This is a genomic window from Streptomyces sp. JLSY215, from assembly GCF_059682825.1.
In genome coordinates, this window is record NZ_CM185022.1 from 2,300,638 (window position 1) to 2,315,956 (window position 15,319).

General features: G+C 73.6%; 10 protein-coding genes. 7 read left to right on the forward strand and 3 right to left on the reverse strand.

Annotated features, from left to right (window positions below; all coding sequences use genetic code 11):
• Positions 1–47 precede the first annotated feature (47 nt).
• Positions 48–608: a hypothetical protein gene (locus tag AC5677_RS10310; RefSeq protein WP_497194716.1), complete on the forward strand. Its 561-nt coding sequence runs from the start codon at positions 48–50 to the stop codon at positions 606–608.
• Between the two features lie 105 nt (positions 609–713).
• Here the strand turns inward: AC5677_RS10310 and AC5677_RS10315 are convergent, their stop codons facing one another.
• The 3 genes from AC5677_RS10315 to AC5677_RS10325 all read right to left on the reverse strand — a co-directional run bounded on the left by AC5677_RS10315 (position 714) and on the right by AC5677_RS10325 (position 7,816).
• On the reverse strand, positions 714–2,174 hold the full coding sequence (locus AC5677_RS10315) for a glutamate synthase subunit beta (protein ID WP_497194717.1): 1,461 nt from the start codon (positions 2,172–2,174) through the stop codon (positions 714–716).
• Positions 2,167–6,783 carry a glutamate synthase large subunit gene (gene gltB / locus AC5677_RS10320; protein ID WP_497194718.1) on the reverse strand — a complete coding sequence of 1,539 codons (4,617 nt, stop codon included), beginning with the start codon at positions 6,781–6,783 and terminating at the stop codon, positions 2,167–2,169. The genes AC5677_RS10315 and gltB overlap by 8 nt, the downstream gene beginning before the upstream one ends.
• 292 nt (positions 6,784–7,075) lie before the next feature.
• The gene (locus tag AC5677_RS10325) at positions 7,076–7,816 is read right to left on the reverse strand and encodes a VIT1/CCC1 transporter family protein (protein ID WP_497194719.1); all 741 of its coding nucleotides are present in this window, start codon (positions 7,814–7,816) and stop codon (positions 7,076–7,078) included.
• A gap of 432 nt (positions 7,817–8,248) precedes the next feature.
• Here AC5677_RS10325 and AC5677_RS10330 point away from each other — a divergent pair, with 432 nt between their 5' ends.
• Genes AC5677_RS10330 through AC5677_RS10355 form a run of 6 tightly spaced genes read left to right on the forward strand, consistent with a single transcriptional unit; the run spans position 8,249 to position 15,308 of the window.
• A complete protein-coding gene (locus AC5677_RS10330) occupies positions 8,249–9,262 on the forward strand; it encodes an ADP-ribosylglycohydrolase family protein (RefSeq protein ID WP_497196573.1) in 1,014 nt (337 codons plus the stop codon).
• The gene (locus AC5677_RS10335) at positions 9,259–10,539 is read left to right on the forward strand and encodes an ADP-ribosylglycohydrolase family protein (protein ID WP_497194720.1); all 1,281 of its coding nucleotides are present in this window, start codon (positions 9,259–9,261) and stop codon (positions 10,537–10,539) included. Before AC5677_RS10330 ends, AC5677_RS10335 begins: the two co-directional genes overlap by 4 nt.
• On the forward strand, positions 10,536–11,744 hold the full coding sequence (locus AC5677_RS10340; RefSeq protein ID WP_497194721.1) for an ADP-ribosylglycohydrolase family protein: 1,209 nt from the start codon (positions 10,536–10,538) through the stop codon (positions 11,742–11,744). Before AC5677_RS10335 ends, AC5677_RS10340 begins: the two co-directional genes overlap by 4 nt.
• A 2-nt stretch (positions 11,745–11,746) precedes the next feature.
• Positions 11,747–13,204: an ADP-ribosylglycohydrolase family protein gene (locus AC5677_RS10345; RefSeq protein ID WP_497194722.1), complete on the forward strand. Its 1,458-nt coding sequence runs from the start codon at positions 11,747–11,749 to the stop codon at positions 13,202–13,204.
• The gene (locus AC5677_RS10350; protein WP_497194723.1) at positions 13,201–14,442 is read left to right on the forward strand and encodes a CaiB/BaiF CoA transferase family protein; all 1,242 of its coding nucleotides are present in this window, start codon (positions 13,201–13,203) and stop codon (positions 14,440–14,442) included. Before AC5677_RS10345 ends, AC5677_RS10350 begins: the two co-directional genes overlap by 4 nt.
• Positions 14,439–15,308, forward strand: a complete 870-nt coding sequence (locus tag AC5677_RS10355; RefSeq protein WP_497194724.1) for an HpcH/HpaI aldolase/citrate lyase family protein — start codon at positions 14,439–14,441, stop codon at positions 15,306–15,308. The genes AC5677_RS10350 and AC5677_RS10355 overlap by 4 nt, the downstream gene beginning before the upstream one ends.
• The last annotated feature ends 11 nt before the right edge of the window (positions 15,309–15,319 follow it).

A 15,319-nucleotide genomic window follows, 5' to 3' on the forward strand; every position in this document is an offset into this window, starting at 1 on the left:
TCACACTTCGGTGAGCACCGAAGTGTCCGGCTTCTATCCTCGGGGGCATGAACGGCGTGCGGGAAGGGAGCAGTTCCGCCGCGCCGGCGCTGCTGTCCACGGAGAACGACGACGGGACCTTTGCGCTGGTCGCGCTGCGGATCCGGTGGGAGCTCGGGCCGGTGGTGTGCGTGGCGCTGCCGGCCCGCGGGCGTACCGCGCGCAATCTCGCGGTGCGCCCGGATGTGGTCTTCAACCTGCCGCAGGCGGGGAGCGGGGCCGAGGAGGCGGCGGGCGCCGGTCCCCCTTCGCCGGACACTCCCTGGACCGAGCCGTCGGAACTGGTGCGGCCGCCCCGGCTGCTGAACTGCCCGGTGCAGCTGGAGGCGCGCCGGGTCGGTGAGCTGAGGGTGTGTGAGGGGGCCTGGACGCAGATGGAGGCCCAGGTGCTGCGGGTGCACGCCGATCCGCGGTGGGTGCTGCCGCTGGGCGACCACCGTATCGATCTGTCGGCCTGGCGGCCGCCGGTGCACGACTTCCGCCCGTCGGGCGCCCCGCCGCCGCTGGCCGTACCGGCGCCCGCGCGGCAGATGGCGCAGGAGCTGGGGCGGCGGTTCCCCGGCGGTTGACGGGGTGTGCGGACAGCGCGCGGCGCCTGCCTTCCGGTCGGGGAAGGAAGCAGGCGCCGCGCAGTTGTTCCGTACGACGTTGTACGGGACATCCGGGGACGGTCGTTACACGGTCAGTGCACGGTCCGTCGGCTTGATGGGAGCCGGCAGGGCGCTGACTCCGGTCAGGAAGCGGTCCACGCCGCGGGCGGCGGAGCGGCCCTCGGCGATGGCCCACACGATCAGCGACTGGCCGCGGCCCGCGTCACCGGCGACGTACACGCCGGGGACGTTGGTGGCGAAGTCCGCGTCGCGGGCGACGTTGCCGCGGGCGTCCAGCTCCAGGCCGAACTGCTCGACCAGGCCGTTCTCCTGGTCGGTGCCGGTGAAGCCCATCGCGAGGGTGACCAGCTGGGCGGGGATCTTCCGCTCGGTGCCGGGCTTCTGCTCCAGCTTGCCGTCCTTGAACTCCACCTCGACCAGGTGCAGGTACTGGACGTTGCCGTCCTCGTCGCCCTCGAAGTGGGTGGTGGAGACGGAGTAGACCCGCTCGCCGCCCTCCTCGTGCGCGGAGGTGACCTTGTAGAGCATCGGGAAGGTCGGCCAGGGCTGGTTGGCGCTGCGCTCGTCGCCCGGCTTGGGCATGATCTCCAGCTGGGTGACGGAGGCCGCGCCCTGACGGTGGGCGGTGCCGACGCAGTCCGCGCCGGTGTCGCCGCCGCCGATGACGACGACGTGCTTGCCCTCGGCGGTGATCGGGGAGACGGTCAGGTCGCCCTCCTGCACCTTGTTGGCGAGCGGGAGGTACTCCATCGCGAAGTGGATGCCGTTCAGCTCGCGACCGGGGACGGGGAGGTCGCGGGAGGTGGTGGCACCGGCGGCGATGACGACGGCGTCGTAGCGCTTGCGCAGCTTCTTCGCGTCGAGGTCGCGGCCGATCTCCACCTCCGTACGGAACTTGGTGCCCTCCGCGCGCATCTGCTCGATGCGGCGGTTGATGTGGCGCTTCTCCATCTTGAACTCGGGGATGCCGTAGCGCAGGAGCCCGCCGATACGGTCCGCGCGCTCGTAGACGGCGACGGTGTGGCCGGCCCGGGTCAGCTGCTGGGCGGCGGCCAGACCGGCCGGGCCGGAGCCGATGACGGCGACGGTCTTGCCGGAGAGGCGCTCGGGCGGCTGCGGGGTGACGTCGCCGTTGTCCCACGCCTTGTCGATGATGGAGACCTCGACGTTCTTGATGGTCACCGGCGGCTGGTTGATGCCCAGCACGCAGGCGGCCTCGCAGGGGGCGGGGCAGAGGCGACCGGTGAACTCCGGGAAGTTGTTGGTCGCGTGCAGCCGCTCGCTGGCCTCGGTCCAGTCCTCGCGGTAGGCGTAGTCGTTCCACTCGGGGATGAGGTTTCCGAGCGGGCAGCCGTTGTGGCAGAAGGGGATGCCGCAGTCCATGCAGCGCGACGCCTGCTTGCTGATGATCGGCAGCAGGGAGCCGGGCTGGTAGACCTCGTTCCAGTCCTTGAGGCGCTCCTCGACGGGGCGGGTCTTGGCGATCTCGCGCTCGTGGGTCAGGAAGCCCTTGGGGTCAGCCATTGGTCGCCGCCTCCATCATCTTCTCGTGGGTCTCGGACTCGGAGAGTCCGGCCTGCTCAGCGGCGTCCTTGGCGTCGAGCACTGCCTTGTACGTGGGGGGGATGACCTTGCTGAAGCGGGCCGAAGCCGCGTCCCAGTCGGCGAGGAGCTTCTCGGCGACGGTGGAGCCGGTCTCCTCCTGGTGGCGGCGCACCACGTCGTGCAGCCACTGCTTGTCGGCGTCGTCCAGCGCGTGGACCGCGGAGGCCAGCTCCTTGTTGACGTTGGCCGGGTCCAGGTCGATGACGTACGCGAACCCGCCGGACATACCGGCCGCGAAGTTGCGGCCGGTCTCGCCGAGCACGACCGCGTTGCCGCCGGTCATGTACTCGCAGCCGTGGTCGCCGACGCCTTCGGAGACCACCGTGGCGCCGGAGTTGCGGACGCAGAAGCGTTCACCGACCCGGCCGCGCAGGAACAGTTCGCCGCCGGTGGCGCCGTAGGCGAGGGTGTTGCCCGCGATGGTGGAGTACTCGGCGAGGTGGTCGGCGCCGCGGTCCGGGCGGACGATCACGCGGCCGCCGGAGAGGCCCTTGCCGACGTAGTCGTTGGCGTCGCCCTCCAGGCGCAGCGTGACGCCGCGCGGCAGGAACGCGCCGAAGGACTGGCCGGCGGAGCCGGTGAAGGTGATGTCGATGGTGTCGTCGGGCAGGCCCGCGCCGCCGAACTTCTTGGTCACCTGGTGGCCGAGCATGGTGCCGACGGTCCGGTTGATGTTCCGGATCGCGACCTGGGCCCGTACGGGCTGCGCGGCCTCGGCGGTGTCCGCGGCGAGTGCGTCCGCGGCGAGCTCGATCAGCTCGTTGTCCAGCGCCTTCTCCAGGCCGTGGTCCTGGGCGATGAGCTGGTGGCGGACGGCGCCCTCGGGCAGCTCGGGGACGTGCAGCAGCGGGGCCAGGTCCAGGCCCTGCGCCTTCCAGTGGCTGACGGCCTTGGCGGTGTCCAGCAGCTCGGCGTGGCCGACGGCCTCTTCGAGGGTGCGGAAGCCCAGCTCGGCGAGGAGTTCGCGGACCTCTTCGGCGATGAACTGGAAGAAGTTGACGACGTACTCGGCCTTGCCGCTGAAGCGCTCGCGCAGCGTCGGGTTCTGGGTGGCGATGCCGACCGGGCAGGTGTCCAGGTGGCACACGCGCATCATGACGCAGCCGGAGACCACCAGCGGGGCGGTCGCGAAGCCGTACTCCTCGGCGCCCAGCAGGGCGGCGATGACGACGTCGCGGCCGGTCTTGAGCTGACCGTCGGTCTGCACGACGATGCGGTCGCGCAGGCCGTTGAGCAGCAGCGTCTGCTGGGTCTCGGCGAGGCCGAGCTCCCAGGGGCCGCCCGCGTGCTTGAGCGAGGTGAGCGGGGAGGCGCCCGTGCCGCCGTCGTGGCCGGAGACGAGGACGACGTCCGCGTGGGCCTTGGAGACGCCCGCGGCGACGGTGCCGACGCCGACCTCGGAGACCAGCTTCACGTGGATGCGGGCCGCCGGGTTGGCGTTCTTGAGGTCGTGGATCAGCTGAGCCAGGTCCTCGATGGAGTAGATGTCGTGGTGCGGCGGCGGGGAGATCAGGCCCACGCCGGGGGTGGAGTGCCGGGTCTTGGCGACCCACGGGTAGACCTTGTGGCCGGGCAGCTGGCCGCCCTCGCCGGGCTTGGCGCCCTGGGCCATCTTGATCTGGATGTCGTCGGAGTTGACCAGGTACTCGGACGTGACACCGAAGCGGCCGGAGGCGACCTGCTTGATGGACGACCGGCGCGCCGGGTCGTACAGACGCTCCGGGTCCTCGCCGCCCTCACCGGTGTTGGACTTGCCGCCCAGCTGGTTCATGGCGATGGCGAGGGTCTCGTGCGCCTCCTTGGAGATGGAGCCGTACGACATGGCGCCGGTGGAGAAGCGCTTGACGATCTCGGACGCCGGCTCGACCTCCTCGATCGGGATCGAGGGACGCCCCTCATCGCCGGTCTTGAAGCCGAACAGGCCGCGCAGCGTCATCAGCCGCTCGGACTGCTCGTTCACCCGGTCGGTGTACTGCTTGAAGATGTCGTAGCGGCGCGAGCGGGTGGAGTGCTGCAGCCGGAAGACGGTGTCCGGGTCGAAGAGGTGCGGTTCGCCCTCGCGGCGCCACTGGTACTCGCCGCCGATCTCCAGCGCGCGGTGTGTGGCGGCGATGCCGGAGGCCGGGTAGGCCTTGGCGTGGCGGGCCGCGACCTCCTTGGCGATGACGTCCAGACCCGCGCCGCCGATCTTGGTGGCGGTGCCCTGGAAGTACGTGGCGACGAACTCCTCGTCCAGGCCGACGGCCTCGAAGACCTGCGCGCCGCGGTAGGAGGCGACGGTGGAGATGCCCATCTTGGACATGACCTTCAGGACGCCCTTGCCGAGCGCCTTGATGAGGTTCTTGATGGCGGTCTCGGCCTCGATGCCCGGCAGGAAGGTGCCGGCGCGGACCAGGTCCTCGACGGATTCCATCGCCAGGTACGGGTTGACCGCGGCGGCGCCGAAGCCGATGAGCAGCGCGACGTGGTGCACCTCGCGCACATCGCCGGCCTCGACGAGCAGACCGACCTGGGTGCGCTCCTTGGTGCCGATGAGGTGGTGGTGGACCGCGGCGGTCAGCAGCAGCGACGGGATCGGCGCGTGCTCGGCGTCGGAGTGCCGGTCGGAGAGGACGATGAGCCGGGCGCCGTCGTCGATGGCGGCGTCCGCCTCGGCGCAGATCTCCTCGATCCGGGCGGCCAGCGACTCGCCGCCGCCGGAGACGCGGTAGAGGCCGGAGAGGGTCACGGCCTTCATGCCGGGCATGTCGCCGTCGGCGTTGATGTGGACGAGCTTGGCCAGCTCGTCGTTGTCGATGACCGGGAAGGGCAGGGTCACGCTGCGACAGGAGGCCACGGTGGGCTCCAGGAGGTTGCCCTGGGGGCCGAGGGAGGAGATCAGCGAGGTGACGAGCTCCTCGCGGATGGCGTCCAGCGGCGGGTTGGTGACCTGCGCGAACAGCTGGGTGAAGTAGTCGAAGAGCAGCCGGGGGCGCTCGGAGAGCGCGGCGATCGGCGAGTCGGTGCCCATCGAGCCGATCGGCTCGGCGCCGGCCTTGGCCATCGGGGCGAGGATGACGCGCAGCTCTTCCTCGGTGTAGCCGAAGGTCTGCTGGCGGCGGGTGACCGAGGCGTGGGTGTGCACGATGTGCTCGCGCTCGGGCAGGTCGGCGAGGTCGATCAGGCCCTCGTCGAGCCACTCCTGGTAGGGGTGCTCGGCGGCGAGCTGCGCCTTGATCTCGTCGTCCTCGATGATGCGGCGCTCGGCGGTGTCGACGAGGAACATCCGGCCGGGCTGGAGGCGGCCCTTGCGGACGACCTTGGCCGGGTCGATGTCGAGGACGCCGACCTCGGAGGAGAGCACGACCAGGCCGTCGTCGGTGACCCAGTAGCGGCCGGGGCGCAGACCGTTGCGGTCGAGGACCGCGCCGACCTGGGTGCCGTCGGTGAAGGTGACGCAGGCCGGGCCGTCCCAGGGCTCCATCATCGTGGAGTGGTACTGGTAGAAGGCGCGCCGGGCCGGGTCCATGGAGGTGGAGTTCTCCCACGCCTCCGGGACCATCATCAGCACCGAGTGCGGCAGCGAGCGGCCACCGAGGTGGAGCAGCTCCAGCACCTCGTCGAAGGACGCGGAGTCGGAGGCGTCCGGCGTGCAGACGGGGAAGAGGCGCTCGACGGACTCGGTGGCCTCGCCGAAGAGCTTGGAGGCGAGCTGGGACTCGCGGGCGCGCATCCAGTTGCGGTTGCCCTTGACCGTGTTGATCTCGCCGTTGTGCGCGACGAAGCGGTACGGGTGGGCCAGCGGCCAGCTCGGGAAGGTGTTGGTGGAGAACCGCGAGTGGACCAGCGCGATGGCGGTGGCGAAGCGGCGGTCGGACAGGTCCGGGAAGAAGGGCTCCAGCTGGCCGGTGGTCAGCATGCCCTTGTAGACGATGGTCCGGGAGGAGAGGGAGGGGAAGTAGACCCCTGCCTCGCGCTCGGCGCGCTTGCGCAGCGCGAAGGCCTTGCGGTCCAGCGCCAGGCCGGTGTTCTTGCCGTCGCCGACGAAGATCTGGGAGAAGGCGGGCATCGTCGCGCGGGCGCCGTTGCCCAGCAGCTGCGGGGCGACGGGGACGATCCGCCAGCCGATGACGTCCAGGCCTTCTTCGACGGCGATCGTCTCGATGCGCGAGACGGCGTCGGCCGCATCCTGGGCCGCGGACGGCAGGAAGGCGATGCCGACGGCGTAGGCGCCGGCCTCGGGGAGCTCGAAGGTGGTCTCTTCGCGCAGGAACGCGTCCGGTACCTGGAGCAGGATGCCGGCACCGTCGCCGGAGTCGGGCTCCGAGCCGGTGGCACCGCGGTGCTCCAGGTTCGTCAGGACGGTGAGCGCCTGCTCGACCAGTGCGTGGCTGGCCTCGCCGGTGAGGGTGGCCACGAAGCCGACGCCACAGGCGTCGTGCTCGTTGCGCGGGTCGTACATCCCCTGCTGGGCGGGGCGCCCGTCCATGGGCGACCAGGCGGCGCTGGCGCTGCCGGTGGTCGCGGAGTGCGTGGACGCGGAACGCATCGGCTCTCCCAACGTCGTCGTGGCATAGGCATTGCCGAGGGACGACGTTGGCCCTCCGCGAAATTTTCGTGCAGGTTACAGGATGGCCCGCTTCTCGAAAAGCGGATAGTGCCTTCCAACATACGGACACCGCGCATTGCGGTGGATCAAGGACACGGGCGGACACTCCGCCATCCTGTAAGGCGGCGTTCGGCGAGCGACATTGCCCGCGACGCCTGGGCCTTATGCCCGGCCGTCAACAAACCGAAACCGCTGGGTAACGCGTTAATTATGCAAAGCCCCGCGGGGCTCGTCACCCTACGACGGTTCCGAACACCGATCCCAGGAGGTACGTCACACCTGCGGCGGCACCGCCCAGGGCCAGTTGGCGCAATCCGCTGAACCACCACGAGCGCGCCGTCACCCGCGCCACGACCGCCCCGCAGGCGAAGAGTCCGAACAGCGCGAGCAGCACCGCGGGCCACAAGGCCGAAGCCCCCAGAAGATAGGGAAGGACAGGCAAAAGCGCGCCCAACGCAAATGATCCGAAGGAAGAAATGGCGGCTACTGCGGGAGAAGGAAGGTCGGACGGGTCAATTCCCAATTCTTCGCGCGCGTGAATTTCCAGCGCCTGCTCGGGATCCCGGGAGAGCTGCTCGGCCACCTGCCGGGCGAGCGCCGGCTCGACGCCCCGGGACTCGTACAGCGCCGCCAGCTCCTCCAGCTCGTCCGCGGGGTGCTTGCGCAGCTCGGCCCGCTCGACGTCCAGCTCGGCCTGCACCAGCTCACGCTGCGAGGCGACGGAGGTGTACTCGCCGGCGGCCATCGAGAAGGCACCGGCGGCCAGCCCGGCCAGGCCGGTGATGACGATCGTCTGCTGGGAGAGGGAGCCGCCGGCGACACCGGTCATCAGGGCGAGGTTCGAGACCAGACCGTCCATCGCGCCGAAGACTGCGGGGCGCAGCCATCCGCCGTTGACATCGCGGTGGGTGTGGTTGTCACGGTGCGCGATATGCGTCGGCGCCGCGCTGTCCATGATCTCCAGGACTGACATAAAGGGACCTCTCCCTTCCACGAGGTGTGGGCCGATGGCGGCGCTTCCCCCTGCAACACCTCGACGTTATGCATCCATCACCCTCCGCCGCTAGCAAGGAAGGCCGAACTTACCGCCCTGACCTGCGGCTTTCTCCAAAACAAGTTGTTGATGCACCGTCAGGAAGTGCCGTCGACCGGGTGACCTGACCGCCCCGGGCAAGAGAGGCGGGCCCTCGCGTGGGACGGATACACCCCGACCCGCACGACGAAAGGGCACCCCATGAGCGCACCGGATCCCCCGCCCTCGACGGCCGGCGCCGGCGGGCGCGGGGCGGCGCGCCGGGGGCTGCTCCGGGCGGCGCCCGGGGGAGCCGCCACCGGGGGCGGCGGCCGGGTGACGGACTGCGGCGGCCGGCCGCCGACGGGCGGCCAGGACCGGGCCCGCGGGGCGCTGCTCGGGCTGGCGGTCGGCGATGCGCTCGGCGCGCCCGCGGAGAACATGAAGCCCTCGCAGATCCGCCGCCGGTGGGGCCGTATCGAGGGCTATGTCGAGGACGATCCGGCCGGCACCGACGACACCGAGTACGCGATCTTCTCCGGGCTGCTGCTGGCCGCCCACGGCTCGGCGCTGACCGTCGCCCACGTCGAGGCGGCCTGGCACCAGTGGATCGCCGACCGCGACGAGGGGCCCTTCCGCGGCGCGGGCTTCAGCGAGCGCGGGACGCTGGAGAACCTGCGCCGCGGCCTGGCGGCCCCGATCTCGGCGCAGCACCGGCACGCCTGGAGCGACGGGCTGGCGATGCGCGCCGCGCCGTTCGGGGTGTTCGCCGCCGGGCGCCCCGCCGAGGCCGCCCGGCTGGTGGCCATCGACGGCACGGTCAGCCACGACGGCGAGGGCATCTACGGCGGCCAGGCGGTGGCCGCCGGGGTCGCGGCCGCCATGGTCGCCCTCCCCCGGGGGCCTGCCACGGGCCCGGGTCCGGGCGGGACCCCCAGCACCGACGCGGTGATCGCCGCGGCGCTCTCCGTCGTCCCCGAGGACTCCTGGACCGCCCGCTCGCTGCGCCGCGCGGTCGGCGCCGCCCAGCGCTCGCGGCACTCCCCCGGCATCACCCAGCTCGGCACCGAACGCGCGGTGCGCTCCGCGGTCGTCGTCGGCGGCTACCCGTGGACGGATCTGGCCCCCGAGGCCGTGGGGCTGGCCTTCGGGGCGTTCGCCGCCGCCCGCGGGGACTTCACCGGGTCGGTGCTGACCGCGGTCAACATGGGCCGCGACGCCGACACCACCGCGGCGGTGGCGGGCGCCCTGGCGGGGGCGCTGGCCGGTGCCGCCGCGATCCCCGAGTCCTGGACCGCCGCCATCGGCCCGGCCCGCGGCAGCTGTCTGCCCTCGATGGCGGGCTACCACGTGCTGGACATCGCGGACCTGCTCGCCCCCGCGGAGGCCGGGGCGGCCGCCGGATGAACGGCCCCGACGCCCGCGCCCGGATCGAGGGCCTGCTGCTCGGGCTGGCCTCCGGGGACGCCGCCGGCTGGCCCGCGGCCCGGCACCGGGCGGCCCGGATGCCCGAGTGGACCCGGCGGCTGACCCGCGAGCTGGACACCTTCGCCGAGCAGAACGCCACCACCACCCTGCCGGTGCCGATCGCCCTGAACCAGCCGCCCGAACCGCTGCGGCTGGGCCCGTCCGACGACGCCGAATGGGCGGCCTTCACCGCCGGGTCGGTGCTGACGGCGGCCGGTGCGCTCCTCAGCGACCTGGGCCGGGACCGGCGGATACGGGCCGCCCTCGACCTGGCCTGGAACGCGCTGGCCGCCGAGATCGCCGCGGCCGCCGACCGGGCACCCGAGGTGGAGTCCGCGGTGCTGCCGCTGCGCGCCCGGATCTCGGTGCGGGCCGGGCTCGGCAATCTCGCCGCCGGACTGCGGCCGCCCGCCACCGGCCACGACAACCCGCACTACTTCGACGACGCGGCCTGCGTACGGGCCGCCGTCCTCGCGGTCGTCTATCCGGGCGAACCGGCCGCGGCCGCCGGGCTGGCCGAGTACGACGCGCGCTACACCCAGGACGGCGACGGGGTGCACGGCGCCCGCGCGATGGCCGCGGCCCTCGCGGCGGCGCTCGGCGGCGCGCCGGTGGCCGACTGCGTGGACGCCGCGCTCGGCCAGCTCCCCGAGGGCACCGAGATCCGCCGCAACGCCCTGCACGCGGTCGGTCTCGCGCGGGCCGCGGCCGCCGACCGGCCGGTCCGCGCCGGTGGGGCCTTCGCCCTGGTGCCCGTCCTGGAGCACGAGATCGTCGATCATGTCTACAGCTACGGCATCGCCGCGGCCGAGACCGTCCCCGTCGCGCTCGCGCTGGCCCTCGCGGGCGGCGGCCGGGTCGCCGAGGCGGTCCCGGCCGCCGCCTGTCTCTCCCGCGTCGCGGACTCCGCGCCCGCCCTCGCCGGGGCGCTGACCGGCGCGCTCGGCGGCGCCCGCGAGGTGCCCCGCCCCTGGCGCGACGCCTGCCGGGTGCTCTCCGGCTGCGCCCTGCCCCGGCTGGCCGGCACCGATCTCGTCGAACTGGCGGGCCTGCTCGCCGGAACCGAGCTGACGGACCATCACCACGCCGTGCCCGAGACCCCGGCGGCCCCGCCTGCCGCGCCGGCCCCCCTGGCCCTGGTGACCCCGCTGAGCACACCCCTGACCACACCGCACGGCCCCGCCGTATCCACCGCGGAAGGACGCACCTCCCCATGACCCACACGATGCAGACCGCCCCGGAGCCGGCCGCGGCGCCTTCCGCGGCCACGGCCACCGGCGCCGCCGCCCCCCTGGAGGACCGGGCGGCCGGCTGCCTGGTCGGCGCCGCCGTCGGCGACGCCCTCGGCGGGCCGGTCGAAGGCTGGACGCCGGAGCAGATCACGGCGCGGCACGGCGGCCGGGTCACCGGCATCGTCGGCCCGTTCCACGAGGACTGGCGCACCGCCCGCCCGATCGCCCCGTACCACAAGGGCGACGGCCACGTCACCGACGACACCCTGATGACCCATGCGCTGGTGCGGGTCTACGAGAAGGTCCGCGACCACCTCGACGCCTTCGACATCGCCGACCACCTCGTGCCGGACCTGATCGGCACCCCGCGCTGGATCCCCGAGCTGGAGGACGAGGCGCTGCCGCTGCAGCGGATCTTCCTCGCCGAGAAGTGGATCGTGGCGCGGCTGCACTACGGGCACATCGACCCGCGCGAGGCGGGCGTCGGCAACATCGTCAACTGCGGGGCGGCGATGTACATGGCGCCGGTCGGCATCGTCAACGCCGGCCATCCCGACCGCGCCTACGCCGAGGCGCTGGACATCGCCGGCGCCCACCAGTCCTCCTACGGCAGGGAGGCGGCGGGCGTCTTCGCCGCCGCCGTGGCCGCCGCCTTCGTCCCGGACGCCACCGTGGCCTCCGTCATCGGCCATGCGCTGCGGCTCGCCAAGGACGGCACCCGCGCCGCGATCGAGGCGGTGTGCGAGGCGGCCACGCTCTACACCGGCTACGAGTCCGCGCTGGTGCCGCTGCGGGCGGCCGTCGCCCCCTTCGACACCGTCGGCCCCGACTACCGCAACCCGTCGCTGGGCGCCCGCCGCCCCTCCCGGCTGCACGCCATCGAGGAACTCCCCATCGCCCTGGGCATGCTGCTGTCCTGTGAGGGGGACTTCCGCCGCACGGTCCTGGGCTCGGTCAACTACGGCCGCGACTGCGACTCCATCGCCACGATGAGCGGCGCGATCGCCGGTGCGCTGCACGGCGCCGCCGCCGTACCGGCCGAATGGGCCACGGAGGTCGCCCGCGCCAGCCGCCTCGACCTGCGCGCCCCGGCAGCGGCGCTGGCCGCCGTCACCCGCGAGATCTTCGCCCGCGACCGGACCCGCCGCCGCGCCCACGAGCGGGCCTTCGCGGCGCTCGCGGAGGGCTGACCATGGGCACGGCGGTGGCCGCACCCCCGCTCCGGGTGACCTGGGTGCAGCCCGAGGACCTGGTCGGGCACGAACTGCGGCAGGCGGCCGAGGACGGACGGGACGCCCGGGAGATCGAGGCGCGGTGGCGGGCGGCGGGCGGCGCGCCGGCACCGGACCGGGCCGGCGCCTCCGCCGCACCCGCGGACCCGTCGCTGCGCCCGCTCGCCGAGGCGCTGCTCGACGAACTCGCCCTGCTGCCCTGCCCGTTGGACGAGAGGGAGCCGACGGAGCTGGCGGCGATCCGGGCCTCGTGCGCGCAATGGCCCGCACAGGGGTCGGCGTTGACGATCCGTCACAGTGATCTGACGCTCCGTCTGGAGGCCGCCTGGCTCGGCCGGGCGGCCGGCTGTCTGCTCGGCAAGCCCGTCGAGAAGCTGCCCCTCGACGGCATCCGCGCGCTCGCCCGCGCCACCGGGAACTGGCCGCTGACCTCGTACTTCACCGAGCGCGGGCTGGATCCGGCGGTGGCCGCCCGCTACCCGTGGAACCGCCGCAGCCGGGCCACCTCGCTCGCCGAGAACATCAACGGGATGCCCGAGGACGACGACCTCAACTACCCGCTGCTCGGGCTGCTGCTGCTCGAACGCCACGGTCATGACGCCACCACCGCCGATGTGGCACGGCTGTGGCTGGAGGAACTGCCGGCCGGCCGTACCTTCACCGCCGAGCGCATCGCGTACCGCAATCTCCTCGACGGCATCGAGCCGCCCGCCACCGCGCGGTACCGCAATCCGTTCCGGGAGTGGATCGGCGCCGGGATCCGCGCGGATGTGTACGGCTGGACCCACCCGGGCGACCCGGCGGCCGCGGCGGCGGGGGCCTGGCGGGACGCCGTGCTCAGCCATACCGCGAACGGGGTGTACGGGGCGATGTTCGTCGCCGCGGCCGTGGCGCGGGCGGCGGACGGACGCGCGGATGTGCACGGTGCGCTGCGCGCCGGGCTCGCCGTGATCCCCGGCCGGTCCCGGCTCGCGGAGGCCGTCCGCTTCGCGATCGCGGCGGCGCGGGACGAACCCACCGGGACGCCGGACGGTTTCACGGCCGTCGCCGACCTGCTGCACCGCCGGTACGGCCACCACCACTGGGTGCACGCCGTGCCGAACGCCGCGCTGCTGGCCGCCGCGCTCACCCACGCGGAGGGCGACTTCACCGGCGCCATCTGCCGTGCGGTGTCCGGCGGCTGGGACACCGACTCCAACGGCGCGACCGCCGGATCGCTGGCCGGACTGCTCGCCGGCCGCCCCGCCGCCCTCCCCCGGCGCTGGACCGCGCCGCTGCGCAACCGGCTCGCCACCAGCGTCGGCGGCCTGGACGGCATCGGCTTCGACGCCCTCGCCCGGCGCACCGCCGCGCTGGCCGCACCGTCCGCACCGGCCGCGGCACACCGCCCCCCGACCGACCGGAGGCCCGCACCATGACCGACCCGTCCCTCACCGCCCTGTACGAGCAGGCGGCCCCGCCCCCCGGCCCGTCGGGCCCCCTCGCCGGGCTGCGCGTCCTCGATCTCGCGACGCTGTTCGCCGGGCCGCTCGCCGCCACCATGCTCGGGGACTTCGGCGCCGAGGTGATCAAGGTCGAGCATCCCCGGCGGCCCGACCCCGCACGCGGACACGGGCCCGCCAAGGACGGCGTGGGCCTGTGGTGGAAGCTGCTGGGCCGCAACAAGAAGACGATGACCCTCGACCTGTCGCGGCCCGGCGGCCGGGACGTCCTGCTGCGGCTCGCCGCCGACGCGGACGTCGTCATCGAGAACTTCCGCCCCGGCACCCTGGAGAAATGGGGCCTGGGCTGGCCCGAACTCTCCGCCGCCAACCCCCGCCTGGTCCTCGCCCGGGTCACCGCCTTCGGGCAGTTCGGCCCGTACGCCCGGCGCCCCGGATTCGGCACCCTGGCCGAGGCGATGAGCGGTTTCGCCGCGCTCACCGGGGAGCCGGACGGGCCGCCGACGCTTCCGCCGTTCGGCCTCGCCGACTCCGTCGCCGCCCTCACCACCGCGTACGCCGTGATGGCCGCGCTGCGCGGCCGGCACACCACCGGCCGGGGCCAGGTCATCGACATGGCGATCATCGAGCCGATGCTGACCGTGCTCGGCCCGCACCCCCTCTGGTACGACCAGCTCGGCCATGTCCAGCCGCGCACCGGCAACCGCTCCACCAACAACGCCCCCCGCAACACCTACCGCACCGCCGACGGCTCCTGGGTGGCGGTCTCCGCCTCGGCGCAGTCCATCGCGGAGCGCGTGATGCGGCTGGTCGGCCGGCCGGAGCTGATCGACGAGCCCTGGTTCACGACCGGCGAGGGCCGCGCCCGGCACGCCGACGAGCTGGATGCGGCGGTCGGCGGCTGGATCGCCCGGCACGGCCGGGACGAGGTCCTCGCCGCCTTCGAGCGGGCCGAGGCGGCCATCGCCCCGGTCCACGACATCCGCGATGTCCTGGCGGACCCGCAGTACCGGGCCCTGGAATCGGTCACCGAGGTCCCGGACGACGAGCTCGGCACCGTACGGATGCAAAACGTCCTCTTCCGGCTCTCCGAGACCCCCGGCGCCATCCACTGGGCGGGCCGCCCGCACGGCGCGGACACCGAGGAGGTGCTGGCCGGGCTCGGCCTGACCGGGCCCGAGATCGCCGGCCTGCGGGAGGCGGGCGCGCTATGACCCCACCACCGGAGCCCGCGGCCTCCTCCCCTCCCCTGACCTGGCTGTATGTGCCCGGTGACCGGCCGGATGTGGTCGCCAAGGCGCTCGGCTGCGGGGCGGATGTGATCGTGATCGACCTGGAGGACGCGGTCGCCGGGGACCGTAAGGACTACGCGCTGCGCGCCACCGCCGAGCTGCTCGCCGACCCGGCGCCCGGCACCGCCCCTCCCCTGCACGTCCGCGTCAACGCCCTGGACGGCCCGCTCGCCGAGACCGAGATCCGCACCCTGGCCGGGCTGCCGGGCCTGGCCGGACTGCGGCTGCCCAAGGTGCAGGGCCCGGACGAGGTCCGCCGCGCCGCGGCCTGGGCGGCCGACGGCTCCCGGCCGGCCCGGCCCGCGCTGCACGCCCTGCTCGAATCCGCCCTCGGCATCGAGCGGGCCTACGCCATCGCCACCGCGCACCCCACGCTGCGCGGCCTCGCCCTCGGCGAGGCGGACCTGCGCGCGGAACTGGGCGTACGGGACGAGGCGGGGCTGGCCTGGCCGCGCAGCCGGGCGGTGGTCGCGGCCCGCGCGGCCGGTCTGGCGGCGCCGCCGCAGTCGGTCCATCCGGACGTACGCGACACCGAGGGCCTGGCCGCCACCTGTGCGCACGGCCGGGACCTGGGCTTCTGGGGCCGGGCGGCGATCCATCCGCGCCAGCTGCCGGTCATCGAGGCGGCCTATCTTCCGTCGGCGGCGGAGATCGAGGCGGCACAGGAGGTGGTCGGCGCCGCCGCCACCGCGGCGGGGGCGCTGGCGCTGCCGGACGGCCGGTTCGTGGACGCGGCGGTGGTGGCGGGGGCGCGGCGGGTGCTTGCGCTGGCCGGACGGTGCCGCTGAGCGACCGGCCC

Excerpts from the sequence above, each read along its gene's own strand:
- AC5677_RS10310 (WP_497194716.1), top strand. The coding sequence starts at position 48 with ATGAACGGCGTGCGGGAAGGGAGCAGTTCCGCCGCGCCGGCGCTGCTG.
- AC5677_RS10315 (WP_497194717.1), bottom strand. The coding sequence starts at position 2,174 with ATGGCTGACCCCAAGGGCTTCCTGACCCACGAGCGCGAGATCGCCAAG.
- gltB (WP_497194718.1), bottom strand. The coding sequence starts at position 6,783 with ATGCGTTCCGCGTCCACGCACTCCGCGACCACCGGCAGCGCCAGCGCC.
- AC5677_RS10325 (WP_497194719.1), bottom strand. The coding sequence starts at position 7,816 with ATGTCAGTCCTGGAGATCATGGACAGCGCGGCGCCGACGCATATCGCG.
- AC5677_RS10335 (WP_497194720.1), top strand. The coding sequence starts at position 9,259 with ATGAACGGCCCCGACGCCCGCGCCCGGATCGAGGGCCTGCTGCTCGGG.
- AC5677_RS10340 (WP_497194721.1), top strand. The coding sequence starts at position 10,536 with ATGACCCACACGATGCAGACCGCCCCGGAGCCGGCCGCGGCGCCTTCC.
- AC5677_RS10345 (WP_497194722.1), top strand. The coding sequence starts at position 11,747 with ATGGGCACGGCGGTGGCCGCACCCCCGCTCCGGGTGACCTGGGTGCAG.
- AC5677_RS10350 (WP_497194723.1), top strand. The coding sequence starts at position 13,201 with ATGACCGACCCGTCCCTCACCGCCCTGTACGAGCAGGCGGCCCCGCCC.
- AC5677_RS10355 (WP_497194724.1), top strand. The coding sequence starts at position 14,439 with ATGACCCCACCACCGGAGCCCGCGGCCTCCTCCCCTCCCCTGACCTGG.